We start from the raw sequence: 23,327 nt of genomic DNA, 5'->3' as shown, positions 1-23,327 counted from the left end.
GGGGGTGATGCGTGATGGATTACGTCATGTTGGGCGTGGGGCTCCTGCTCACGGTCGGGACCGGCCTCTTCGTCGCGAGCGAGTTCGCGTTGGTCAACCTCGACCGCGCCGACCTCGAGGCTCGTCAGGCGGCCGGGGAGACCCGGCTCTCGATGACGATCAACGCGCTGAAGATCACCTCGACGCACCTCTCGAGCGCGCAGCTCGGCATCACGCTGACGACGCTGCTCACCGGTTACACGATGGAGCCGGCGATCTCGAACCTCCTGCGACCGGTGTTCGAGGCGTGGGGGCTCCCCGAGGGACTCGTCAGCCCGCTCGCCGTCGTCATCGCCGTCTCGGTCGCCACGATCTTCTCGATGATCATCGGCGAGCTCGTGCCGAAGAACTTCGCCCTCGCGGTTCCGCGGCAGACCGCGAAGCTCGTGATCCCGTTCCAGGTCGCGTTCACCACCGTCTTCCGTCCGGCGATCGCCGTGCTCAACGGCTCGGCCAACGGCGTCCTGCGTTCGGTGGGGATCGAGCCGAAGGAGGAGCTCTCGGGCGCCCGCACGGCCGAGGAGCTGTCGAGCCTCGTGCGCCGCTCCGCGAGCGCGGGCGTGCTCGAGGAGGACACCGCCTCGCTGCTCGACCGCAGCCTCACGTTCGCGCGCCTGAGCGCCGCCGACGTCATGACGCCGCGGCCCAGCATCCACGCCCTCGCTGCCGAGGACTCCGCCGAGGACGTCATCCAGCTCGCCCGGCGCACCGGCCACAGTCGCTTCCCGGTCTACGACGACTCGATGGACGACATCACGGGCATCGTGCACCTTAAGGCCGCGGTCAGCGTGCCGCGCGAGCGCCGCACCGACGTGCCCGCAGCAGCGCTCGCCACCGAGCCGCTGCGGATCCCGGAGGCCGTGCACCTCGACGCACTCGTGTCTGAGCTGCGGGCCCGTGGATACCAGATGGCCGTCGTCGTCGACGAGTACGGCGGCACCGCCGGCGTCGTCACGCTGGAGGACCTCGTCGAGGAGATCGTCGGCGAAGTGCTTGATGAGCACGACCGCCGCCGCGCCGGGATCGTGCGCGCCGAGAACTCGGTCATCTTCCCGGGCGAGCTGCGACCCGACGAGGTGCGCGACCGCACCGGCATCCGGATTCCCGAAGGCGACGTCTACGACACGGTCGGCGGATTCATCATGAGCGAGCTCGAGCGCATCCCCGTCGTGGGCGACGCGATCGAGATCGAGGACGGGAGCATCGAGGTGCAGCGCATGGACGGTCGTCGCGTCGACCGGGTGCGCTTCACCCCGACGCCGATGCCGCACGACGAGGCGACGACGGAAGGGGGTGATCGCCGATGAACGATTGGGCCGGACTCGCATGGCTCGTGGTGCTGCTCATCGCGAACGCCTTCTTCGTCGGCGCGGAGTTCGCCGTCATCTCCGCCCGGCGCTCGCAGATCGAACCGCTCGCCGAGAAGGGCTCGCGGTCGGCCAAGACCGCGCTCTACGCGATGGAGCACGCGACGCTCATGCTCGCGACGAGCCAGCTCGGCATCACGATCTGCTCGCTGCTGATCCTGAACGTGTCGGAGCCGGCGATCCACCACCTGCTCGCCGAGCCCCTCGCGCTCACCGGCTGGTCCGAAGGAGCGGTCGACGCGATCGCATTCTTCGTCGCGCTGCTGATCGTGTCGTACCTGCACGTCGTGTTCGGCGAGATGGTGCCGAAGAACCTGGCGTTCTCGGTGCCCGACCGCGCGGTGCTGATGCTCGCGACCCCGCTCGTGTGGGTGTCGAAGGTGTTCCACCCCGTGATCGTGAGCCTCAACTGGATCGCGAACCACATCGTGCGGCTGTTCCGCGTCGAGCCGAAGGACGAGGCGGCCTCGACCTTCACGCTCGAGGAGGTCGCGACGATCGTGAATCAGTCGCGCATCGAGGGCGTGCTCGCCGACGCTGCCGGCACCGTCGCGGCCGCCGTCGAATTCACCGACAAGAAGGCCGCCGAGATCGCCGTGCCGCTCGCCGACCTCGTCACACTGCCGCAGACGACGACACCCGACGAGATCGAGAGAGCGGTCGCGAAGCACGGCTTCTCGCGATACGTGATCGTGGACGACGACGGCGCGCCGCTCGGCTACGTGCACCTCAAGGACATCCTGAGGGCCGCTGAGGGGCCGGATGCTGCGACCGACGTCGCGCGTGCGATCCCTGCGAAGCGCATCCACCACATGGTGCCGGTGCTCGAGACCACCGATCTCGAGGACGCGCTCGCGGTGATGCGTCGGGCGGGGCGTCACCTCGCGCAGGTCCGCAACGCCGAGGGCGACACCACCGCGGTGCTGTTCCTCGAGGACATCATCGAGGAGCTCATCGGCGAGGTGCAGGACGCGACCCGTCGCGGCCGGCGCTGACCCGAGCGACCCGGCGGGCGTTGAGCGGGCGCAGCGACACGCGCGCTCGCTCAACGACCGGGGAGCGTCAGGCCTGCGCGGTCGCTCAACGACCGGGGCGCCTCACACCCGCGCGCGGAGATACTGCTTCGGCCAGTAGTCGATGTCCGCGCCGAGCTCGGCGGCGGCGCGCAGACCGTAGTGCGGGTCGCGCAGCCACTCGCGCCCGGCCATGACCGCCAGCGCGTGTCCGTCGGCGACGACCTTCTCGGCATGCGCGGCGTCGTCGATCATGCCCACGGCGCTCACCGGTACCCCCGCCACCCGCGCGACGTGCGCGGCGAGGTCGACCTGGTAGCCGGGTCCGGTCGTGATCTGCTGGTGGGCGACGAGTCCGCCGCTCGAAATGTCGAAGAAGTCCACACCGCGGTCGGCCGCCCAGCGGGCGACCGTCGCCGTCTGGTCGGCGTCCCACCCGCCGTCAGCCCAGTCGGTGGCGGAGAAGCGCACCAGGAGCGGAGCGGCGGGCGCGGCATCCCTCACCGCATCGATCACCCGCAGCAGCAGGCGCGCCCGGTTCTCGAGCGACCCGCCGTACTCGTCGTCTCGGCGGTTCGACAGCGGCGACAGGAACTGGTGCAGCAGGTAGCCGTGCGCGGCATGGATCTCGAGCACTTCGAACCCGGCCTCGACGGCGCGGCGAGCAGCGGCGCCGAAGTCGCTGACGACCCGGTCGATCCCGGCCGTGTCGAGCGCGATGGGTGCGTCGAGGCCCTCGAACGCGAGCGCCGACGGGGCGACGGTCTGCCACCCTCCCTCCGCCGCGGGCACCGTGCCCCGGTGACCAGAGAACGGTGACCACGTCGACGCCTTGCGGCCCGCGTGGGCGAGCTGAACGCCCGCAACGGCGCCGCGGGCGCGCACCGCGGCGACGATCGGACGCCACGCGTCGCGCTGCGCGTCGGTCCACAGGCCGGTGTCCTCGGGCGAGATGCGACCCTCGGGCGAGACCGCGGTCGCCTCGGCGATCACGAGTCCCGCGCCCCCCGATGCGAACTGCGCCAGGTGGGTGTGGTGCCACTCCTGCGGCACACCGTCGACCGCGCTGTACTGGCACATCGGCGAGACCCACAGCCGGTTGCGCAGGGTGAGGTCGCGCAGCGACAGGGGCGTGAAGAGGATGCTCATCCGGGGAAGACTCCGCGAGTAGGGTGGCGCCATGATGCGGTCATGGACGATGGAGGACACGGGACGCGCCCTTCGGAGGCCAACGGCCGCAGATGACAAGTATTCCCGAGGCGTGCTGGGAGTCCGCACCGGCTCCGACGCCTACCCCGGCGCCGCCGTCCTCGGGGTGGAGGCCGCCTGGCGCACGGGGCTGGGCATGGTCCGCTACGTCGGCCCGGACCGCCCGACCTCGCTCGTGCTCGCGCGGCGCCCCGAGACGGTCGCGTCCGAAGGGCGGGTCCAGGCCTGGCTGATCGGATCGGGGACGGATGCCGCGTCCCGCGCCCCCGGCGAGACCGAGGCGTTGCGGGCCATCCTCCATGACACCGACCCCGTCGTCGTCGACGCCGGGGCACTCGACCTCGGCGCGGACGCCACGGCTCCACGCATCCTCACCCCGCACGACCGCGAGCACGCGCGGCTGAGGTCATCCCTCGGCCTCGCTCCGGGCGGTCCCGACCGCGTCGCCGCAGCCGTCGAGACGGCGGAGGTTACGGGCGCCGTCGTGCTGCTGAAGGGCTCGGCCACCATCGTCGCGACACCCGACGGGTCCGCGATCGAGGTCGCCGCGGGCACGCCCTGGCTCGCGACGGCGGGCACCGGCGACGTGCTGGCCGGCGTCATCGGCGGGCTCGTGGCCGGCGCGAACGCAGGAGAGCGGGGAACGGATGCCGCGTCGCTCGGCGCGCTCGCCGCCTCGGGTGCGTGGCTGCACGGCCACGCCGGCCGCCTTGCGGCGGCCGAGCACGGCGGCGGCCCGATCACGGCGCTCGATGTGGCCGAGGCGCTGCCGCGCGCCGTGGCCGAGGCGCTCGACGCGGTCTGACGCCCCGGCCCGGTCGGACACGGGCGGATGGGCCCCCGCCGCCCCGCGGAGCCGACGCCGTCGGGCGGCGTCGCCCCGGCGAAATAGGATGGCACGATGTCGAGGCGCGCCGTGCTGTGGATCGCATTCGTGCTGGTCCACCTCGTCGTCGCCGTACTGGGCTTCACCGAGCCGAACACGCCGCGGGGCGACGTGCCCCTCGTCTACGAGCCGTGGGCCCGCGCAGCCGTCGAGGGCTCGGCGATCATGGGCGTCACTCAGAGCTGGATCTACCCGCAGCTCGCCCTCGTCCCCATGGTTCTCGCGTTCGTCCTCAAGGGCCTCATCGGTTTCGAGTTCGCGTGGGTGGCGCTGGTGACGGTCGCGAACGCGCTGGCGTTCGCGCTCCTGGTCGGCCGCGGCCGCTCGCGCGGACGCACCCTTGCCGCGGCGTTCTGGCTGGCCTTCCTGCTCCTGCTGGGGCCGGTCGGCATGTACCGCCTCGATGGCATCACGGTCTCGCTCGGAATCGCCGGGTGCCTGTGGCTCGTGGGGCGTCCGCTCCTCGCGTCGATGCTGCTGGCTGCGGGCACCTGGATGAAGGTGTGGCCCGCCGCCCTGCTCGCCGCCGCATTGATCGCCGTCCGTCGCAGGCGGGCGGTGATCGGCGGTGCGCTCGTCGTGACGGCGCTCATCGTGATCGCGGTCGTCGTCGCCGGGGGCGGTGGGCACCTGCTCGGGTTCGTCTCGGGGCAGACCGATCGCGGTCTTCAGCTCGAGGCGCCGGTGGCGGCCTGGTTCCTGTGGCAGGCCGCGGCCGGCGTCGACGGCGCATTCGTGTACTACGACACCGAGATCCTCACCTTCCAGGTCACCGGTGCCGACGTCGACGCCGTGATCGCCGCGATGACGCCCGTGCTCGCCGTCGCGGTCCTCGCGATCGCCGCCCTCGGCGCCGTCAAAGCCTGGCGCGGCGCCGGCTTCGCCGCACTCTTCCCGTCACTCGGGCTCGCGCTGGTGCTGGCGTTCATCGTGTTCAACAAGGTCGGCTCACCGCAGTTCCTCACATGGATCATCGCGCCGCTCGTGATGGGCCTGGTGCTCGACCGCCGGCGGTGGACGGTGCCGGCCGTGGCCGCCCTCGCCGCGGCGCTCCTGACGCACCTCGTGTACCCGCTGCTCTACGCTCAGCTGATCCTGGCCGATGTCGTCGCCGTCGGTGTGCTCACCGCGCGCAACGTCGTGATGGTCGCTCTTCTCGTCTGGGCGATCGCATCCGTCGCCCGCGTGCCCCACCGCGTGCGCCCTCCTGCTTCCCTGTCCACCCACCCCTGATCCTCGGAGGTCTCCCATGCTCGTCGCCTTCTCCGTCGCACCCAGCGGCACCGGCAACGCCGACGGCTCGGTGCACGACGCCGTCGCCGCGGCCGTCCGTGTCGTCCGTGACAGCGGACTGCCGCACCGAACGACCTCGATGTTCACCGAGATCGAGGGGGAGTGGGACGAGGTCTTCGACGTCGTCCGGCGCGCGACCGAGGCGGTCCAGCCGTACGGGTCGCGCGTGTCGCTGGTGCTCAAGGCCGACATCCGGCCCGGCTACAGTGGCGAGCTCGACGGGAAGATCGAGCGCCTCGAGGCGGCGATCGACGAGCAGACGCCGGCGCCGCAGGGCGAGTGACCGCCCCGGACGCGCCCTAGAGTGAGGGGCATGTCCGAGCCGGCTCCGTCTCCTGATCGCGCGGTCCGTGCTCTCGCCGACGCCATCGGCACCTCGCGTCCGCGACGTGCCGACGACGCCGGCGATGACATCCCGGTCGCCGCGACCGTCGTCATCCTCCGTGATACCGCGGACGGCCCGCAGGTGCTGCTCATCGAGCGCCCCGATCGCGGTTCGTTCGCCGGAGCGTGGGTGTTCCCCGGAGGCAAACTCGACGACGCCGACCACCGGGCGGGCGACGCCGAAGAGGACACCGCCCGTCGCGCGGCCGTCCGCGAGACCGTCGAGGAAGTCGGACTCGTCGTCGACGCCGCGGACCTGGTCACCCTGTCGTGCTGGGATCCGCCGCCCGGGCTGAAGGTGCGCATCCGCACCTGGTTCTTCGTCGTGGCTGCGCCCGACGGGCCGCTGACGCTCTCGCCCGACGAAGCCGTGACCGGCGAGTGGGTGGCACCCGCCGAGGTGCTGGCCCGGCACGGCCGGGGCGAGCTGACGCTCTACCCGCCGACGTGGGTCACGCTGCATCACCTCGTCCACCATCCCGACGCGGGCTCCGTCCTCGACTCCGCGCGCCTGGGCGGCATACGTCGCTTCGAGACCGTCGCCCGGCGGGGTGCCGAGGGTCCGCTGCTGCTCTGGCACGGCGATGCCGAATACGAGGAGGGGACGGATGCCGCGGCATCCGCTGCCCGCCACCGTCTGGAGATCGGCGCGCTGCCCTGGAGGTACACCGAGGCCGAGTGACCCGCCGGTCAGTCTTCGAGGAGACGGCGGACGTGCGTGCCGACGGCGTGCGTCTCGATGAGGAAGCCGTCGTGGCCGAAGTCGCTCGCGAGCACGACCGAGCGGTCGCCGTCGAGGGTGCGACGGATGCCGCGCGCGATGCGGTGCTGACCGTCGATCGGGAAGAGCCGGTCGCTGTCGATCCCGAGAACGAGCGCGGTTGCGGTCACGCGCCCGAGGGCGTCGTCGATGCCGCCGCGGTCGCGGCCGACATCGTGCGAGTTCATCGCCTCGACGAGCGTGATGTAGGAGTTGGCGTCGAAGCGACGCGTGAACTTGTTGCCGTGGAAGTCGAGGTACGACTCCACCGCGAACCGGCCGCCGTGGCCGAGGGGGCTGACGCCCGACTGCCACGAGCGCTGGAAACGCTGGTTGAGCTCGGTGGGCGAGCGGTAGTTGAGCAGCGCCATGCGGCGGGCGAGCGCGAGTCCGCGGTTCGGGCCGTCGCCGTCGGCGGCGTCGTAGTATTCGCCGCCCTGGAACCGTGGGTCGATGCGGATGGCCTCGAGCTGCACCGAGTTCAGTGCGATCTGGTCGGCGGTGTTGACGGGCGGAGCCGAGAGGATGCCGACGCGCTCGACGCGGTCGGGCAGACCGACGGCCCATTCCAGTGCGTGCATGCCGCCCATCGATCCGCCGATGACGCCGGCCCACACGTCGATGCCGAGGGCGTCGGCGAGGCGCACCTGCGCGGCGACCTGGTCGCGGATCGTCAGGTAAGGGAACCGCGACGCCCACTCGTAGCCGTCGGGGCCGATGCTCGCGGGGCCGGTCGAGCCCTGGCAGCCGCCGAGCATGTTCGGTGCGACGACGAACCAGCGGTCCGTGTCGATGGGCGCGCCGGGACCGACGATGTCGTCCCACCACCCGGTCGTGGGATGCCCCGGCCCGGCCGGTCCGCGCACGTGGCTGTCGCCGGTGAGGGCGTGGAGCACCAGCACGGCGTTGTCGCGCGTCGCGTTCAGCTCGCCCCACGTCTCGTAGGCGAGGCGGTAGGCGGGCAGCTCACGCCCGCCCTCGGTGCGGAACGACCCGAACGCGGCGAAATGACGCTCGCCGACCGGGTCGCCGTCGCGCCACGCGCCGGTGGCCGGCGGGCGGCCCAGCAGCAGGCGGGCATCGGCCTCCGTCACCGGTGCCGAGGGCACGGTGTCTTCGGAGGTCTGCCAGTCCATCGGACCATTCTCCCGCCCTGCCGGTGCCCGTAGGCCGAGTGTTACAGAGGGGCGTTGCGCCGGTCGCAAGGGCACGCCGGTCGCAAGGCATGCCCGGTCGCGGGCCACGCCGGTCGCAGGGCACGCAGGTCGTATGGCACTCGGTGGGGCTCGACCCCGACCCGATCGCGGGGCTCCGCACCTCAGCCCCGGAATGTCGCCGTCTCGTACAGTGCGCCGTGCTGGCCGGCGAGGGCGATCGGCCGGGCATCCCACGTCTGCACGAAGCGGTGGTCCGTCGGCGTGCCGGGCGGCACCTGCGCGTCGATCTCGTCGAGCGTGCCCATCGTCTCGTTCGACAGCCACACCACCCGGCGGCCGATGGCCGCGCCGAGCCCCGCCATGATGTCGGCGAACCGGCGGCGCTCCGCAGAATCGAGGTACAGCAGCACAGCGCTGTGGAACACGACCAGCGTGGCGTCCGGCGGAGCGGCGGCCGCGACATCCGTCACCCGCTCCAGCAGATCGCCGCGGACGATCTCGGGAGGATCGGATGCCGCGATCGCGGCGGCCGCGCGCAGCCGGGAGACCCGGGCGTCGTGGTCGGGCCCGGGCCAGATGAGGTTCGCGAGCCAGTCGACGGCGTCGGCGTCGGCGACGTCGATGGGATCGAGGTCGATTCCGCGCCGCCAGACGACATCGGGATGCTGTTCGGGGACGGATGCCTCGTCATCGACGGTGCAGGTGAGCACGACGTCGCTCGGCCCGTCGGGCGGGTCGACGCGCCGCACCCCCGACGGGACCGCGTAGTCGACGCTGTACCGATCCGGGAACAGACACAGACCGGCGGCGGCCCCGACCTCGAGCAGGGCGATCGGACCGTCGATGCGGGAGAGGGGCGGGAGCCAGGTCGCACACCGGTTGGCCTCGTTGGTCTGCACGGTGCGGTCGGCACCGGTCGCCACGATGCGATCCCAGTGCTCGAGGAGCCACGGCCGCACCTCGTGGTACGGGCTCATCGCCGCACCCTCCCAGCGCGCCGACGCGAAGACGAGGTTCGGCTGCTGCTTGGCGCGGGGGAGTGCGGCCAGGCGGGCGAGCAGCTCGGGATCACGCGCGATGCCGAGCGCCCAGTCCTCGTACAACGGCGAGGTGCCGCGCGCCCAGCGGCGGCCGAAGTCGTCGTAGAAGGCCGCGATCGCGGCCGTCGGAGCACCGGTGTCCACGCGCCCACCCTACGATCGCCCGGCCGCCGTGTCGCCGGGCCGGTCTACCATCCGTGGAATGGACGTGATCGAGTACCTCTTGAGCGGCGATCCGGCGATCCGGTGGCAGGTCATGGCCGACCTCACCGATGCGCCGGCCGCCGAGATCGCAGCGGAGCGCGCGCGTGTCGCCACCGAAGGCTGGGGTGCCCGCCTGCTCGCCGAGCAGGGCGACGACGGGCTCTGGGACGGCGGCGTCTACAGACCGGGGTGGGTCGACGAGAGCCGGCCGTTCTTCGACGCGTGGACGGCGACGCACTTCTCCCTGCAGTCGCTCATGGAGTTCGGACTCGATCCGGGCTCGCCGGAGGCGGTGCGCGCGATCACGCGGGTGCGCGAGAACGCGCGGTGGGAGTACAACGGCGCACCGTATTTCGAGGGGGAGATCGAACCGTGCATCAACGGGATCGCCCTCGCGCTCGGCGCGTACTTCGCGCGCGACGAGTCGGCCGCGATCGCTCAGACCCTGCTCGACACCCAGCACGCCGACGGGGGCTGGAACTGCTGGGAGGACGACACGGCGACACCGTCGTCCTTCCACTCGACGATCTGCGCGCTCGAAGGGCTGTGGGCGTGGGAGCAGCGCACGGGCGGCTCCGACGAGCTCCGTGCCGCTCGGCTTCGTGGCGAGGAATATCTGCTGGAGCGACGACTCTTCCGCCGCAAGTCCGACGGCTCGATCGTCGATCCCCGCATGACGATGACGTCGGTGCCGTGGCGCTGGTTCTACGACGTGCTCCGCGGGCTGGAGTACTTCCGGCTGGCCCGCCCCGGGCGCGACGAGCGCTGCGCCGAGGCCATCGAGCTGATCCGCGCGAAGCGCCTCGAGAACGGGATGTTCCGATTCGAGAACCACCACGAAGGGCCGATGCTGTTCGCGATGGACGGCGAGCACGACGGCTTCCCGAGCCGGTGGGTCACTCTGCGCGCCCTGCGCGTGCTGCGCTGGTGGGATGCCGGCTGACGGCGGCGCCGAGAGACAGAACAGCGGATGCCCCGGCCCACGTGGGCCGAGGCATCCGCTGATCTGAAACCGAGGTCAGGCGCGCGCGGCCTCCGATACGCGACGAGCCGCCGCGAGCGCCTGCTCGAGGTCGGCCTTGAGGTCGTCGATGTTCTCGAGACCGACCGACAGGCGCACCAGGCCCGGCGTGACACCGGCGGTGAGCTGCTGCTCGGGAGTGAGCTGCGAGTGCGTGGTCGACGCCGGGTGGATGACGAGCGAGCGCACATCGCCAATGTTCGCGAGGTGGCTGAACAGGGTGAGCGAGTTCACGAACTCGCGACCCGCCTCGACACCGCCCTTGAGCTCGAAGGACAGCACGGCGCCCACGCCCTTCGGAGCGTAGGTGTTGGCCGCCGCGTACCACGGCGACGTGGGCAGGCCCGAGTAGTTGACCGAGGCGACGTCGTCCTGGTTCTCGAGCCACTCCGCGATCTCCTGCGCGTTCTGCACGTGACGCTCGATGCGCAGCGACAGGGTCTCGATGCCCTGGATCAGCAGCCACGCGCTCTGCGGCGAGATCGCCGCGCCGAGGTCGCGGAGCAGCTGCACGCGGGCCTTGATGATGTAGGCGAGCGGGTCGCCGACCGCGGCGGTGTAGGACGCGCCGTGGTACGACGGGTCGGGCTCGGTGAGGCCCGGGAACTTCTCGACGTTCTTCGACCACTCGAACTTTCCGCCATCGACGATGACGCCGCCGATGACCGTGCCGTGACCGCCGAGGAACTTGGTGGCCGAGTGGATGACGATGTCGGCGCCGTGCTCGAAGGGCTTGATGAGGTAGGGCGTCGCGATCGTGTTGTCGACGATGAGCGGGATGCCGTTCTCGTGCGCGACGTCGGCCACCGTGCGGATGTCGAGCACGTTGATCTTCGGGTTGCCGATGGTCTCGCCGAAGAAGAGCTTCGTGTTCGGGCGGATGGCGCGTCGCCACTCCTCGGGGTCGTCCTGGTTCTCGACGAACGTGGTCTCGATGCCGAGCTTGGCGAGCGTGTACTTGAAGAGGTTGTACGTGCCGCCGTAGATCGAGCTCGACGACACGATGTGGTCGCCGGCCTGGGCGATGTTGAGCACCGCGAAGGTCTCGGCGGCCTGGCCGCTGGCGACGAGGAGGGCACCGGTGCCACCCTCGAGCGCGGCGAGGCGCTCCTCGACGACGGCCTGTGTCGGGTTCTGGATGCGGGTGTAGATGTTGCCGAACTCGGCCAGCGCGAAGAGGTTCGCGGCGTGGTCGGCGTTGTCGAACACGTACGAGGTCGTCTGGTAGATCGGCGTGGCGCGGGCCTTGGTGACCGGGTCCGGTGCGGCACCGGAGTGGATCTGCTTGGTCTCGAAACGCCAGCTCTCGGGTGCGGACATGGCTTGCTCCTGCGGGTTCAGTGGGCGGGGGCGGCATCCCCCGACCGGATCGACAGTACGGATGTCGCGGCCTTGTCAACAACGAAGGGGAAATGTGACGTAATCTCCGGGCCGCGCGGACGACGGACGACCCCGGGCGGAATGGGTACCGTGGAGGCATGACGACCAGACGTGCTGTGGTGACCGGGGCGAGTTCGGGGATCGGTGAAGCGACCGCGCGGAAGCTGCGCTCGCGAGGCTGGGATGTCGTCGCCGTCGCCCGCCGGGCCGAGCGCCTCGAGGCGCTCGAAGCAGAGACCGGTGCGGTGGCGTTCGCCGCCGACCTCACCTCCGATGCCGATGTCGAGGCACTCGCCGAATTCCTCGACGGCACCGGTCCCGTGCACTCGCTGGTGCACATCGCCGGCGGCGCCCGCGGCGCCGACCGCGTCGAGGACGGCCTCGTCGAGGACTGGCAGTGGATGTTCGACGTCAACGTGCTGTCGGCTCAGCGGCTGGTGTCGGCGCTGCTGCCGCAGCTGCGGCGCGCCGCCCGCGAGGGCGGCCACGCCGACACGCTCTTCGTGACCTCGACAGCGGCACAGACCGCCTACGCCGGCGGAGCGGGCTACAACGCCGCGAAGGCCGGTGAGGCGATGCTCGCGCACGCCCTTCGGCTCGAGCTGAACGGCGAGCCCATCCGCGTGATCGAGGTCGCCCCGGGCATGGTGCACACCGAGGAGTTCACGACCAACCGGCTCGGCGGCGACAAGGTGGCGGCCGAGCGTGTGTACGAGGGCGTTCTCGCGCCCCTCACCGCCGACGACGTCGCCGACGTGATCGCCTACGCGCTCGATGCGCCGGGTCACGTCAACCTCGATCTCATCACGATGCGCCCGGTCGCGCAGTCCGCCCAGCACCTGCTCGCCCGCGGTCCGCTGCGTCCGCGCGGCGAAGGCGGCCTCGCGTGATCCCCGCCAGCGGCACGACGATCACCTACGCATCGGGCGCGACGTCGTCCACGGGCACGGTCGTGCACGTTGCCGACGCCGGCGACGGGCGCTCGGCCATCGTGCTCGACACGACCGCGTTCCATCCCGTCGACACGGCGTGGCCCGATCAGCCGGCCGACCGCGGCACGCTGAGTGCGGGCGGTGCGACGCGCGCGATCGTCGACGCCGTCGTCGGCGCGACTCAGGGCGACAGCCTCGTGCTCGGCCGCGACGTGCCGGTGCGCACCGGCACCGAGGGCTGGACCTTCGTGGTCGCGCACATCGTCGAGGGCGATGGCATCGCCGAGGGCGACACCGTGGAGATCGAAGCGGATGCCGCGTACCGCGCCGCTCTCTCAGCGGGGCACACCGCCTGCCACCTCGCCTCGCTGGCGCTCGACGCCGCGCTCGCGGACGCGTGGCGCAAAGAGGCGGCGACCGATGCGCTCGGCGCCCCGGCGTTCGACGCCCTCGCGATCCAGGAGTCTCGGATCCTTCCCGACGGATCGCGCGACGTCTACCGCATCGGCAAGTCGCTGCGCCGCAAGGGCTTCGACCCGGCCGCTTTCGACGACCCCGCCGCGGTGGCCGACCGGGCGAACGCGCTGCTCGCCGAGTGGATCGCGAGCGGCGGAGCCGTGCGCGTCGATGCCGACGGTCCGAGCCTCGCCGACCGCCGCACGTGGGTCTGCGAGCTTCCCTCGGCGGAGGTGCGCATCCCCTGCGGCGGAACGCACGTGTCGGTGCTGTCGGACCTGGCCGAGGCGACCGTGTCGCTCGAGGCGCACCCCGTCGACGGCGGCCTCGAGGTCGTCATGACGACGACCGCGACCCGGCGCTGACGCCGGGCGGCGGCATCCGCCCATCCCGTCGTCTTCCGCGCACCCCGTCGTCGGCCGTGCAGGATCAGAGGATCTGCGCCTCGCCGGCGACGGTCTCGACCTCTTCGGGCAGAGTGTCGGCGAACGCGACCTTGGGCACGAAGAACAGCAGCACCGCGGCGAGGAACCCGCCCGCCGCGCAGATCGACCACACCGCGAGGTAGCCGCCGAGCGACGCCGCGGTCTCGCTCGCGACGACGCCCGCACCGGCGGCGAGGACGACGCCGAAGACGGCCGAGGCGAACGTTCCGCCGATGGTCTTGGTCGTGTTCGTCAGCGCCGAGGCGATGCCCGTCTGGCCGTGAGGAGCCGCCGCCGCGGCGGCCGCGGGGAGCGCGCCGACGAGCGCACCCGAGCCGATGCCTGCGATGGACAGGTTGAGCAGCACCTGCCACAGCTCGGTGTGGAACGGGAGGAACAGCGCGTAGCCGATGCCGACGAGCGCCGAGGCGACGATGAGGATCGCCCGGGGGTTCGCGCGGCGGGACGTGACGGCGAACAGGATCGCCCCAACGATGAGGGACACGAGGTAGAGGCCGATCACGTAGGAGCGCGCTTCGGCATCGAGTCCGAGGCCGTAGCCGAGCGATGAGTCGGTGCCGGCGTAGGTCGACAGCGGACCCTGCGCGCCGAGCAGGCTGATGCCGACGAGGAACGCCGTCGCCTGCACCGGCCACATCTCGGGGCGCCGCAGCACGCGGATGTCGATGGCAGGATCGGGCTGCCGCAGCTCGAACAGCACGAAGAGCACGAACGCGACGATGCCGAGCGCGAGGAGCACCCACACGAACGCGGCGCCCGCTCCGTTGAGGCGCAGGAACGTGAGCGAGCTCGTGACGAGCAGCAGGCCGAGGGCGAGGATGACGAAGCCCCAGGTGTCGAGTCGCCGGCCGCGCACCGGCTCGGACTCGGGCACGCCGAGCCAGATGACCAGGCAAACGAGGGTGACGGCGATCGCGGGCACCATGAGGGTGAGCGTCAGGTCGCCGGTCGCGGTGAAGATGCGCCCCGCCGCGAGGGCGCCGATGATCGCTCCGGCCTCGAGTCCGACCACGAGCAGACCGGCTGCGCGGCGCGTCAGCGAGACGCCCCGGTTCTGCTTCCTGCCGCGCTCGAAGATCAGCGCGATCTCGAGCGGCAGCCATACGACGTAGAACCCCTGCAGCGCCCACGCGATCAGGAAGCTCCAGAAGTCGCCTGCGAAGGCCAGCCACCAGCTCGCACCTGCGGTGAGGATCGCCGCGATCAGCAGGATCTTCTTGTGCCCGTACATGTCGCCGAGCCTCGCGAGCACCGGCACGACGAGCGCCGACAGCAGCAGCTGCGCTGCCTCGAACCAGTTCACATCGGAGTCATGGATGCCCAGCTGATCGACGATGTCGCTGAACAGAGGCACGTAGTAGCCCTGCAGGATGCCGCTCGTGACCTCGACCAGGACGAACCAGCCGATGAGGCCCGCGGTGATCCCGAGGGCGGAGCCGCGCAGGCGGTCGGTGGCGCTGGAGACTCGGGACACGAGGGTGAGACTACTCGACCGGCGCGCCTAGTCTGGGAGCGTGTGGATGACGGTGCTGGATGCCCGGCGCGGGAGCGCTCCGTGGCGATGACGCTGCCCGAGCTCGCGGATGCGGGGCTCATGGATCCGGGCTGGGCCGAGGCGCTCGCGCCGGTCGCCCCCGACATCGCCGCGCTCGGCGAGCGACTGCGGGCGGAGGTGACCGCAGGCCGGTCGTACCTGCCCGCCGGAGACCGCGTGCTGCGGGCGTTCCAGCGGCCGCTCGCCGACGTTCGGGTGCTGATCGTGGGGCAGGACCCGTACCCGACTCCGGGGCATCCGATCGGCCTGTCCTTCGCGGTCGACCGGCACGTCCGCCCGCTGCCGCGGAGCCTCTCGAACATCTACCAGGAGCTCGAGGCCGACCTCGGCATCCCGCGCGCGGCGCACGGCGACCTGTCGGCGTGGAGCGAGCAGGGGGTCATGCTGCTCAACCGCGTGCTCACCGTCGCGCCGGGGCAGCCGGCATCCCACCGCGGCTGGGGCTGGGAGAAGGTCACCGAGCATGCGATCCGCACGCTGGTCGACCGAGACGGTCCGCTCGTCGCGATCCTGTGGGGGAGGGATGCCGCGAACCTGCGCCCCCTCCTCGAGCCCACGCCGATCATCGAGTCCGCCCACCCGTCGCCGCTGTCGGCCAGCAGAGGGTTCTTCGGGTCCCGCCCGTTCTCACGCGCGAACGCGCTGATCGAGGAGCAGGGCGGCCGGCCCGTCGACTGGGCCCTCCCGGCCGGAGCGTAGGCTGGCCGGATGCTCGAGGAGGAATACGACCGCGACCGGCGCCGGCTGCCGCGTCATCTGCGTCGTCGTCCTGAACCGGAGCGTCCCTTCTCGTTCGACATCCGGCCCGTTGCCGACGGTGACATCCCCGACATCCGCGAGATCTACAACTACTACGTGACCAACTCGGTCGTGACGTTCGACGAGAAGAAGTGGTCGATCGCGCAGTGGCGCGAGAAACTCGCGTACCTGCGCAAGCTCGATCTGCCGTTCCTCGTCGCGGAGTCGCCGACCGGGCAGATCCTCGGCTACGCGCTGGTGCAGCCGATGTCGACGAAGTCCGCGTACCGCTTCTCGGTCGAGAACTCGATCTATCTGGGGCAGGCGGCAACAGGAAAGGGACTCGGCAAGGCGCTGCTGGTCGCCCTCATCGAGGCGTGCGAGCAGAAGGGCATCCGTCAGATGGTCGCTGTGATCAGCGACAAGGGTGCCGAGGGTTCGGTCGCCCTGCACGAGAAGCTCGGGTTCGTCGAAGTGGGCCGCATGGGCCGTGTCGGTTTCAAGTTCGGCCGGTGGCTCGGCACGATCTACCTGCAGAAGGAGCTCAAGCCCGCCAAGAAGAAGGGGCTCTTCGCCCGCTGACACGCTCTTCGCCCCGCTGATCGGCTCAGTGCCGCGGAAGCTCAGCGCCGCGGTGAGGAGGCGGCCGCGTCCTTCACGGCATCGATGAGCTCACGCCACGGACCTCGGGCGTCGGCGTCGGCGAGCTCGGCCTCGCGTGCACGCTCGCCGCACCGGGCGTCGAGACGCCACACGAAGCGGTCGGCGCCGGTGTCGTCGCGCAGGATCGCCACCGCCTCCCACGGGCACCCCTCGATCAGCGCGCGCCACCGTTCGGCGTCGGACCCTTCCGCCTCGGCGCGCCACTCGCGCGAAAGGCCCGCGAACCCGCCCGAGCGTGTCACGGTCACCGAGACCGGGAGGTCGGCGCTCGTGTCAACCTCCGGGGGCGGTGCGGGCTGCTCGCCGCCGACGGGGGGCTCGGGCGAAGGCCCCGGCGAGGGCGTCGGCGACGGGCGCGGCGAGCGGGCGGCGGGACGTGCGCCGTGGGGCGCGTCAGGCAGCGGTCTCTGCGGCTCGTGCATCGTCGATCACGCCGACGCTCGTCCAGGCGGCCCGGACGGCGGCGACCTCCTCCGACTCCTCACCGTACTCCGCGGCGGCGGCCGCCAGGGTGGCGTTCGCGAACGTCGAGAAGTCGGCCGTCGACGGCAGGGCGCCGCTGAGCGTGCGATACCAGATCAGGCCTGCACGTTCCCACGCGTACCCGCCGAGTGCGATGGCCAGGAGATAGAACGCGTGATTCGGGATGCCGGAGTTGATGTGCACGCCGCCGTTGTCGTCGCGGGTCACGACGAAGTCCCGCATGTGCGCCGGCTGCGGGTCACGGCCGAGCACGTCGTCGTCGTACGCCGTGCCGGGTGCGGCCATGGAGCGCAGCGCGCGACCTTCGACCGCATCCGTGAAGATGCCTTCGCCGATGAGCCACGACGCCTGGTCGGCGGTCTGCCCGAGGTGGTGCTGCTCGGCGAGCGCACCGACGACGTCGGCGAACGACTCGTTGAGCGCGCCCGACTGGCCGCGGTAGAGCAGGCCGCCTTCGTCTTCGATGACGCCGTGGGCGAGTTCGTGCGCGATGACGGTGAGGGATCCGGTGAACCCGGAGAAGACCTCGCCGTCGCCGTCGCCGAACACCATGCGCTCGCCGTTCCAGAACGCGTTGTCGTAGTTCTCGCCGTAGTGCACGGTCGACAGGAGCGAGCCGCCCGAGCCGTCGAGGCTGTCGCGAGCGAAGGCGTCCCACAGGAAGTCGAACGTCGCGCCGAGTCCGTCGAACGCCTGGTCGACGGAGGTGTCGCCGGTCGGCGGGTCGTCTTCGCCCCTCACCTTCACCCCGGGGAGTTGCTCCTTCTGCTGCGCGTCGGAGATCTCCCGGTCGGGGGCGGGTGTGGCTTCGGCGACCAGGGTGCCGTCGTCTTCGATCGACAGTCGCAGCCGCGAGCGAACCGGACGGTACTCGCGCGGCGCCGCCAGTGTCGACCGGGCCGCCTCGGCCGCCTTGGCCCACGTGGGCTCCTGCACGGCGGCGATGCGGGCGAGCAGGTACGGGGGGACGATCGCGTGGGCCATGGTCAGAGGCTAGCGGCGAGGTCCGACGGTGGGCGCATCACGGCAGCGCGTCCGCATGACGACGTCACTCCTCGGTGCTGCCGCATCAGCAGAGCCCGCGCGGACGGCCGCGCCGCGGTCAGACGATGCCGGGGTCGATGACCGGGATCGAGGCGAGGAGGCGACGCGTGTACGACACCTGAGGCTGGAGCAGCACCTTCTCGGTCGGACCCTCCTCGACGATGCGACCGTCCTTCATGACCACCACCTCGTCGCACAGGCTCTGCACCACGCCGATGTCGTGCGACACGAGCAGCATGGTCAGCCCGTCGCGAGCCCGCAGCTCGCCCAGCAGCTCGAGGATCTGCGCCCGCACGGTGACGTCGAGCGCCGAGAGCGGCTCGTCGCCGACGAGCAGCTCGGGGCGGTGGACGATGGCGCGGGCCAGCGCGATCCGCTGGCGCTGGCCGCCCGAGAACTCGTGCGGGAAACGATTGGCCATGCCGGCCTCGAGACCGACGTCTTCGAGCACCTCGCGCACGCGTGCGCGCCGGTCGCCGTCGATGCCGAGCGCCCACAGCGGCTCGCCCACGATGCGGCCCACGCTCATGCGGGGATCGAGCGACGCGTACGGATCCTGGAACACGATGCCGGTGCGGCGGCGCAGCCAGTGCAGCGACCGGGCGCGCGCCGACGCGTCGATCGGCCGGCCGTCGAACTCGACGGTCCCCTCGGTGGGGGCATCGAGCGCGAGCAGCAGGCGCACGAGCGTCGACTTGCCCGACCCCGACTCGCCGATGATGCCGATGGCGGAGCCGGCGCGCACGTCGAGGTCGGCATCCGCCAGCCCCGTCGTATACACGCGCGGCCCGAACAGCCGGCTCTTCGGGGTCGGGTAGCGGCGGGTGAGTCCCCGCGCACGCACCAGGAACTCGCTCACGCGGCACCTCCCGCGGGTGCGCCGCCGGGGCGCCACAGCGTCGCCGTCGCGTCGCGCAGCAGCCCCTGGGTGACCGGCGAAGCGGGCGCGGTGAGCAGCTGTGACACGGGCGCGTCCTCCACCACGCGGCCGTCCTCGAGCACCACCCCGTGCGTGGCGATCTGAGAGAGCACCGCCAGATCGTGGGTGATGAAGACGAGCGACATGCCGTCGTCGCGCACGAGCGAGAGCAGCAGTTCGAGTATCTCGGCCTGGATCGTCACGTCGAGCGCCGTCGTCGGCTCGTCGGCGATGAGCAGGCGCGGCCGGCACGCGAGCGCCATCGCTATCGCCACGCGCTGTCGCTGGCCGCCCGACAGCTGGTGCGGGTAGCGCGAGACGATGCGCTCGGGGTCGGGGAGGGCGACTCGGGAGGCCTCGGCCACAGCGCGGGCCGCGGCATCCCGTCTCGATGCCTTCTCATGGATGCGGATCGACTCGGCGATCTGACGGCCCACGGTGCGGATCGGATTGAGCGCCGTGCGGGGCTCCTGGAAGACGATGCCGATCTCGTCGCCGCGGAGCGCGGCGAGCTCGCGGTCGGGGAGGCCCACCAGCTCGCGGCCGTTCCAGCGGATGCTGCCGGTCGCGGTCGCACCGTCGGGCAGCAGTCCCAGGATCGCGAGCGCCGTCAGCGACTTGCCCGAGCCGGACTCGCCGATGAGCCCGACGCGCGCGCCGTCGGGCACCGCGAACCCGACCCCGTCGACGACGCGCCGGCCGCCGATCTCGATCGTGAGGTCCTGCACCTCGAGGCTCACGCGACCACCTCCGGCACATGGGTGCGCGCGACGCGTCCGGCCCCGCGCGCATGCGTCAGCGTCGGATCGGTCGCCTCGCGCAGCCCGTCGCCCAGCAGATTGAGCCCCAGGACCGTCAGCGTGATCGCGAGGCCGGGCCACACCACCGACAGCGGGTGCACCGTGATGAACTGCTGCAGCTCGGCCAGCAGCAGGCCCCACGAGGGCTCGGTGACGGGGGCGCCGAAGCCCAGGTACGACAGGCCCGCCTCGGCGAGCACGGCAACGGCCATGCCCCACGACAGCTGCACGATGAACACCGGAGCGACGTTCGGCAGCAGGTGGCGGATCAGGTTCTGCGCGGGAGTGAGCCCCGAGGCGCGGCCGGCGACGACGAAGTCGCTGTGCAGCACGCGGCGCAGCTCGGGTCTCGTCACCCGGGCGATGTTCACGCCGAAGCCGATGCCCACCGCCCAGATCACGACCCACAGCGAGCCGCCCCACACGGCCGAGATCATCATGGCGATGATCAGCACCGGGAACGCGATGAGGATGTCGACGAACACCGCCACCGACTCGCGCACCCATCGCGCGGTGAGCGCGCCGAGCGAGGCGAGCGCGATGCCGATGATCGTCGCGACGATCCCCGCGCCGACGGCGACGAGGATCGTGGTGCGTGCGCCGGCCATGAGCAGGCTCAGGATGTCGCGACCCGCCGCATCGGTGCCGAGTACGTGGGGCCAGCCCGGTGGCAGCCACCGCGAGGAGATGTCGACCTGCTGGGGGTCGAACGGCGTCCAGAACCGGGCGATGACCGCCGTCGCGACCACGACGATCACGACGATCAGACCGAAGCGGCCCGTCGACAGTCGCCACAGCCGGCCGAGCCACGCCCACCGAGACGGCGGGGCGCCGGCCGCGGCATCCGTCTCCGCTCTCTTCAGAAGATCGCTCATGTCGCCTCCCGCTGCCTCGGATCGATGAGGCGGTGAGTGAGGTCGACGACGAAGCCGATGATCAGCACGAAGCCGGTGAGCACGAGGAGCTCGCCCTGCACCTTCGGCAGATCGCGGGCGCTCACGTCGGCGACGAGCATGCGGCCGATGCCGGGGAGGGTGAACAGCTGCTCGATGATCACCGCGCCGACGATGATGCCGGCGACCTGCAGGCCGAGGACGGTGATCACCGACAGGCCCACGTCGGGGAGGCCGTGGCGGATGAGGGCCGCGTTGCGGGTGAGGCCCTTGGCGGCACCGGTGCGGACGTGGTCCTGCCCGACGGCCTGGAGCGTCGCGCTGCGCACGAAGCGCATGAGCATGGCGCCCTCGACGATGCCGATCGTGAGCGCGGGCAGGAGAAGCGCGCGGAACGCCGCCCACGGATCCTGCCACCCCGCGCGGGGGAACCCCTGGGCGGGCAGCCAGCCGAGCCACACGGCGAAGACGACGACGAGCATCATGCCCGCCCACACCACCGGTACGGCGGCGAGGGTCTGCGCGCCGACGCTCAGCGCGGTGCCGTCGGGACGACCGCGGCGCATCGCCGACAGCACGCCCAGCGGCACGCTGAAGACGACGGCGATCGTGAGGGACATGATGCCGAGCGGCACCGTCACCTGCGCCTTCTGTGCGAGTTCGTCGGCGACGGCGGTGCCCGTGAGCAGCGAGCTGCCCAGGTCGCCGCGGAAGACGCCGCCGATCCAGTCGAGGTACTGCGCCGGCAGGGGCTGGTCGAGGCCGAGCCGCTCGCGGATCGCGTCCACCTGGCCGGGGCTGCTGTTGACCCCGGCGATCAGCTGGGCGACGTCACCGGGGAGGACGCGCAGCGAGAGGAAGATGAGCACGCTGGCGACGAGCAAGCCGAGCAGAAGCAGGGCAAGACGCGTCAGCGTGTATCGGATCACCCGTTGCTCTTGGCCAGCTCGGCGAGGTCGAGCCGCTCGTTCACGTTGATCGACGGCATACCCGTGATGTTAGTGCCGACCGCGACCACCGACGCGCCGTTGTACAGCCAGTCGGCCGCCGCGTCTTCGGAGACGATGCGCGCGGCCTCGGCGAGAAGCTCGGCCGCCTCGTCCTCGTCGGTCGCCGCGAGCGACTCGGCGAACAGCTCCTGCACCTCGGCGTTGTCGTACGTGAAGTAGTAGTCGGGGTTCGCCCAGTTCTCGAAGTCGCGCGCCTCGGTGTGCAGCACGAAGCTGAGGTCGTAGTCCTTGTTGATGTAGACGTCGTTGAGCCACGTCGAGAAGTCGACCGAGTCGACCTCGAGGGTGATGCCCACATCGTTGAGGTTCGACACCAGGATCTGCGGGATCGTCGTGGAGTAGAAGTTCGGGATCTTCAGCGTGAGCTCGAGGTCGTCGGCGCCGGCGTCCTCGAGGAGGGCGCGCGCGGCATCGGGGTCGAACGGGGCAACGTCGGAGAGGTCTTCGTAGCCCGGGTCGAGCGACGGGATCGGGCCGTACTGCGTCTCGCCGGACGCCAGCGCCTCGATGAAGGCGTCGTGGTTGATCGCCTGGCGGATCGCCTGACGCACGCGCTTGTCGGCGAGGGGGCTGCCGGGCTGCTGGTTGAACGCCAGGGTGCCCTTGTCGGTGGACTGACCGAGCACGAGCGCGAAGTCGCCGTTCGCCTCGATCTGGTCCTTGAGGTTCGCGTCGTAGCCGGTCACGACATCGACCTCGCCGGCGAGCGCCGCGTTGAGCGCTGCCTGGTTGTCGGGGATGTAGTCGAACACGACCTCGGCCACCTGCGCCTGGTCGCCCCAGTAGTCGTCGTTGCGCGTGAAGGTGATGCTCGCGCCCTGGCGCCAGCTGTCGAGGCGGAACGGACCGGTGCCGTTGGCGGCCGTGTTGTAGTCGACCGTGTCGCCCTCCTTGAAGACGAGCCCGGCGCGCCCGGTCAGGTTCCACAGCAGGCTCGAGTCGGGCTCGGCCAGGGTGAGGGTGATGTCCTGCCCCTCGGCGGTGATGGCCGTCACGTTGGCCAGTCGCGCCGAGTCGCGCCACGCGGGCGTCGCCTTGCGCGTGGTGAGCGACCACACGACGTCCTGGGGCGTGAGCGCCTGGCCGTCGTGGAAGAGCACGCCCTCGCGCAGCGTGAAGGTGTAGGTCAGGCCGTCGGGGGAGATGCTCCAGTCACTCGCGAGCGAGGGCACGATCTCCTGCTCGGGCGTGCGGGCCACGAGTCCCTCGTAGATGTTGTCGATCAGAATCTGATCGAGCGCGGCGCCGGCTGTCTGGCGGATGTCGAGGTTCTCGGGCTCGAGCACCAGGCGGATCGCCACAGACGCATCGGGGTCGGGTGCCGCGGTCGCGCTCGGCGTCGGGGACGAGCCCGCCGAGCAGGCGCTGAGCAGAAGAGCGCCGGCGGCGAGGAGCGAAGTCGCGGCGATCGCAGTGCGACGAAGCATGGAGATCCTTTCGGAGGGGGATCCGCACGGTGTGCGGTGCCGGGGCCAAGTCGGATTGGTTGGACCGACGCGCCGGATCACAAGCCTATTCAACGGAATCCGGAGGCGAGGAACCCGTTGCCCGGAACGCAACAGAAGCGTTAATCGTTCCCGAGGCGGATTCGTCGCCGCGCGCGAGGCGGCGTCGCCGTTCGATGCGGCGCCGCCG

23 protein-coding genes are annotated in these 23,327 nt (G+C 71.3%); 11 read left to right on the top strand and 12 right to left on the bottom strand.

The window, feature by feature from the left end; translation table 11 throughout:
- The first annotated feature begins 14 nt into the window (after nt 1-14).
- Both ACFC1W_RS13490 and ACFC1W_RS13485 read left to right on the top strand, forming a co-directional pair.
- The gene (locus ACFC1W_RS13490) at nt 15-1,346 is read left to right on the top strand and encodes a hemolysin family protein (RefSeq protein WP_375993416.1); all 1,332 of its coding nucleotides are present in this window, start codon (nt 15-17) and stop codon (nt 1,344-1,346) included.
- The gene (locus ACFC1W_RS13485; protein WP_375993414.1) at nt 1,343-2,401 is read left to right on the top strand and encodes a hemolysin family protein; all 1,059 of its coding nucleotides are present in this window, start codon (nt 1,343-1,345) and stop codon (nt 2,399-2,401) included. Before ACFC1W_RS13490 ends, ACFC1W_RS13485 begins: the two co-directional genes overlap by 4 nt.
- Before the next feature lie 102 nt (nt 2,402-2,503).
- Here the strand turns inward: ACFC1W_RS13485 and ACFC1W_RS13480 are convergent, their stop codons facing one another.
- Nucleotides 2,504-3,568, bottom strand: a complete 1,065-nt coding sequence (locus ACFC1W_RS13480; RefSeq protein ID WP_375993411.1) for an NADH:flavin oxidoreductase/NADH oxidase — start codon at nt 3,566-3,568, stop codon at nt 2,504-2,506.
- Between the two features lie 31 nt (nt 3,569-3,599).
- Here ACFC1W_RS13480 and ACFC1W_RS13475 point away from each other — a divergent pair, with 31 nt between their 5' ends.
- The 4 genes from ACFC1W_RS13475 to ACFC1W_RS13460 all read left to right on the top strand — a co-directional run bounded on the left by ACFC1W_RS13475 (nt 3,600) and on the right by ACFC1W_RS13460 (nt 6,873).
- Complete coding sequence (locus tag ACFC1W_RS13475) at nt 3,600-4,433, top strand: NAD(P)H-hydrate dehydratase (RefSeq protein ID WP_375993409.1); 834 nt, start codon at nt 3,600-3,602, stop codon at nt 4,431-4,433.
- Between the two features lie 96 nt (nt 4,434-4,529).
- Complete coding sequence (locus ACFC1W_RS13470; protein WP_375993406.1) at nt 4,530-5,747, top strand: hypothetical protein; 1,218 nt, start codon at nt 4,530-4,532, stop codon at nt 5,745-5,747.
- Nucleotides 5,748-5,763: 16 nt separating this feature from the next.
- Nucleotides 5,764-6,090 carry an MTH1187 family thiamine-binding protein gene (locus ACFC1W_RS13465; protein WP_375993404.1) on the top strand — a complete coding sequence of 109 codons (327 nt, stop codon included), beginning with the start codon at nt 5,764-5,766 and terminating at the stop codon, nt 6,088-6,090.
- A 30-nt stretch (nt 6,091-6,120) separates the two neighbouring features.
- Nucleotides 6,121-6,873: an NUDIX domain-containing protein gene (locus tag ACFC1W_RS13460; protein ID WP_375993402.1), complete on the top strand. Its 753-nt coding sequence runs from the start codon at nt 6,121-6,123 to the stop codon at nt 6,871-6,873.
- An 8-nt stretch (nt 6,874-6,881) separates the two neighbouring features.
- Here ACFC1W_RS13460 and ACFC1W_RS13455 read toward each other — a convergent pair whose 3' ends face one another.
- Nucleotides 6,882-8,087: a homoserine O-acetyltransferase gene (locus ACFC1W_RS13455; RefSeq protein ID WP_375993399.1), complete on the bottom strand. Its 1,206-nt coding sequence runs from the start codon at nt 8,085-8,087 to the stop codon at nt 6,882-6,884.
- Nucleotides 8,088-8,269: 182 nt separating this feature from the next.
- Nucleotides 8,270-9,292, bottom strand: a complete 1,023-nt coding sequence (locus ACFC1W_RS13450) for a DUF2332 domain-containing protein (RefSeq protein WP_375993396.1) — start codon at nt 9,290-9,292, stop codon at nt 8,270-8,272.
- A gap of 58 nt (nt 9,293-9,350) precedes the next feature.
- Here ACFC1W_RS13450 and ACFC1W_RS13445 point away from each other — a divergent pair, with 58 nt between their 5' ends.
- On the top strand, nt 9,351-10,295 hold the full coding sequence (locus ACFC1W_RS13445) for a hypothetical protein (RefSeq protein WP_375993394.1): 945 nt from the start codon (nt 9,351-9,353) through the stop codon (nt 10,293-10,295).
- A 75-nt stretch (nt 10,296-10,370) separates the two neighbouring features.
- Here the strand turns inward: ACFC1W_RS13445 and ACFC1W_RS13440 are convergent, their stop codons facing one another.
- Nucleotides 10,371-11,693 (bottom strand): bifunctional o-acetylhomoserine/o-acetylserine sulfhydrylase, encoded by a 1,323-nt coding sequence (locus tag ACFC1W_RS13440; RefSeq protein ID WP_375993391.1) that lies wholly within the window; start codon nt 11,691-11,693, stop codon nt 10,371-10,373.
- Nucleotides 11,694-11,851: 158 nt separating this feature from the next.
- On the opposite strand from ACFC1W_RS13440, the gene ACFC1W_RS13435 reads away from it, so the two are divergent.
- Together ACFC1W_RS13435 and ACFC1W_RS13430 are read left to right on the top strand one after the other, a co-directional pair.
- Nucleotides 11,852-12,643, top strand: coding sequence for an SDR family oxidoreductase (locus tag ACFC1W_RS13435; RefSeq protein WP_375993388.1), 792 nt, complete (start codon nt 11,852-11,854; stop codon nt 12,641-12,643).
- The gene (locus tag ACFC1W_RS13430) at nt 12,640-13,506 is read left to right on the top strand and encodes a metal-dependent hydrolase (RefSeq protein ID WP_375993385.1); all 867 of its coding nucleotides are present in this window, start codon (nt 12,640-12,642) and stop codon (nt 13,504-13,506) included. The genes ACFC1W_RS13435 and ACFC1W_RS13430 overlap by 4 nt, the downstream gene beginning before the upstream one ends.
- Nucleotides 13,507-13,570: 64 nt before the next feature.
- Here the strand turns inward: ACFC1W_RS13430 and ACFC1W_RS13425 are convergent, their stop codons facing one another.
- Nucleotides 13,571-15,061 (bottom strand): MFS transporter, encoded by a 1,491-nt coding sequence (locus tag ACFC1W_RS13425; RefSeq protein ID WP_375993383.1) that lies wholly within the window; start codon nt 15,059-15,061, stop codon nt 13,571-13,573.
- Nucleotides 15,062-15,142: 81 nt separating this feature from the next.
- Between ACFC1W_RS13425 and ACFC1W_RS13420 the strand changes: the two genes are divergently transcribed.
- Both ACFC1W_RS13420 and ACFC1W_RS13415 read left to right on the top strand, forming a co-directional pair.
- Nucleotides 15,143-15,841: a uracil-DNA glycosylase gene (locus ACFC1W_RS13420; protein ID WP_375993999.1), complete on the top strand. Its 699-nt coding sequence runs from the start codon at nt 15,143-15,145 to the stop codon at nt 15,839-15,841.
- 9 nt (nt 15,842-15,850) lie between these two features.
- Complete coding sequence (locus ACFC1W_RS13415; protein ID WP_375993380.1) at nt 15,851-16,462, top strand: GNAT family N-acetyltransferase; 612 nt, start codon at nt 15,851-15,853, stop codon at nt 16,460-16,462.
- Between the two features lie 41 nt (nt 16,463-16,503).
- On the opposite strand, the gene ACFC1W_RS13410 is transcribed toward ACFC1W_RS13415, so the two are convergent.
- The 7 genes from ACFC1W_RS13410 to ACFC1W_RS13380 form a co-directional block, all read right to left on the bottom strand.
- Entirely contained in the window at nt 16,504-16,791 is a 288-nt protein-coding gene (locus ACFC1W_RS13410; protein WP_375993377.1) for a protealysin inhibitor emfourin, read from the bottom strand.
- 145 nt (nt 16,792-16,936) lie between these two features.
- Complete coding sequence (locus tag ACFC1W_RS13405; RefSeq protein WP_375993374.1) at nt 16,937-18,010, bottom strand: M4 family metallopeptidase; 1,074 nt, start codon at nt 18,008-18,010, stop codon at nt 16,937-16,939.
- Nucleotides 18,011-18,128: 118 nt separating this feature from the next.
- Nucleotides 18,129-18,929, bottom strand: coding sequence for an ATP-binding cassette domain-containing protein (locus tag ACFC1W_RS13400; RefSeq protein WP_375993371.1), 801 nt, complete (start codon nt 18,927-18,929; stop codon nt 18,129-18,131).
- Entirely contained in the window at nt 18,926-19,729 is an 804-nt protein-coding gene (locus tag ACFC1W_RS13395) for an ATP-binding cassette domain-containing protein (RefSeq protein ID WP_375993368.1), read from the bottom strand. The genes ACFC1W_RS13400 and ACFC1W_RS13395 overlap by 4 nt, the downstream gene beginning before the upstream one ends.
- Nucleotides 19,726-20,664, bottom strand: a complete 939-nt coding sequence (locus ACFC1W_RS13390) for an ABC transporter permease (RefSeq protein WP_375993365.1) — start codon at nt 20,662-20,664, stop codon at nt 19,726-19,728. The genes ACFC1W_RS13395 and ACFC1W_RS13390 overlap by 4 nt, the downstream gene beginning before the upstream one ends.
- Nucleotides 20,661-21,611: an ABC transporter permease gene (locus ACFC1W_RS13385; protein ID WP_375993363.1), complete on the bottom strand. Its 951-nt coding sequence runs from the start codon at nt 21,609-21,611 to the stop codon at nt 20,661-20,663. The genes ACFC1W_RS13390 and ACFC1W_RS13385 overlap by 4 nt, the downstream gene beginning before the upstream one ends.
- Nucleotides 21,608-23,119, bottom strand: coding sequence for an ABC transporter substrate-binding protein (locus ACFC1W_RS13380; protein ID WP_375993360.1), 1,512 nt, complete (start codon nt 23,117-23,119; stop codon nt 21,608-21,610). Before ACFC1W_RS13380 ends, ACFC1W_RS13385 begins: the two co-directional genes overlap by 4 nt.
- Nucleotides 23,120-23,327 lie beyond the last annotated feature (208 nt).

The organism is Microbacterium sp. NPDC056003 (genome assembly GCF_042274785.1).
GTDB lineage: Bacteria > Actinomycetota > Actinomycetes > Actinomycetales > Microbacteriaceae > Microbacterium.
Note: the sequence above shows the minus strand (reverse complement) of the source record. Positions and strands in the feature narration are given on the sequence as shown.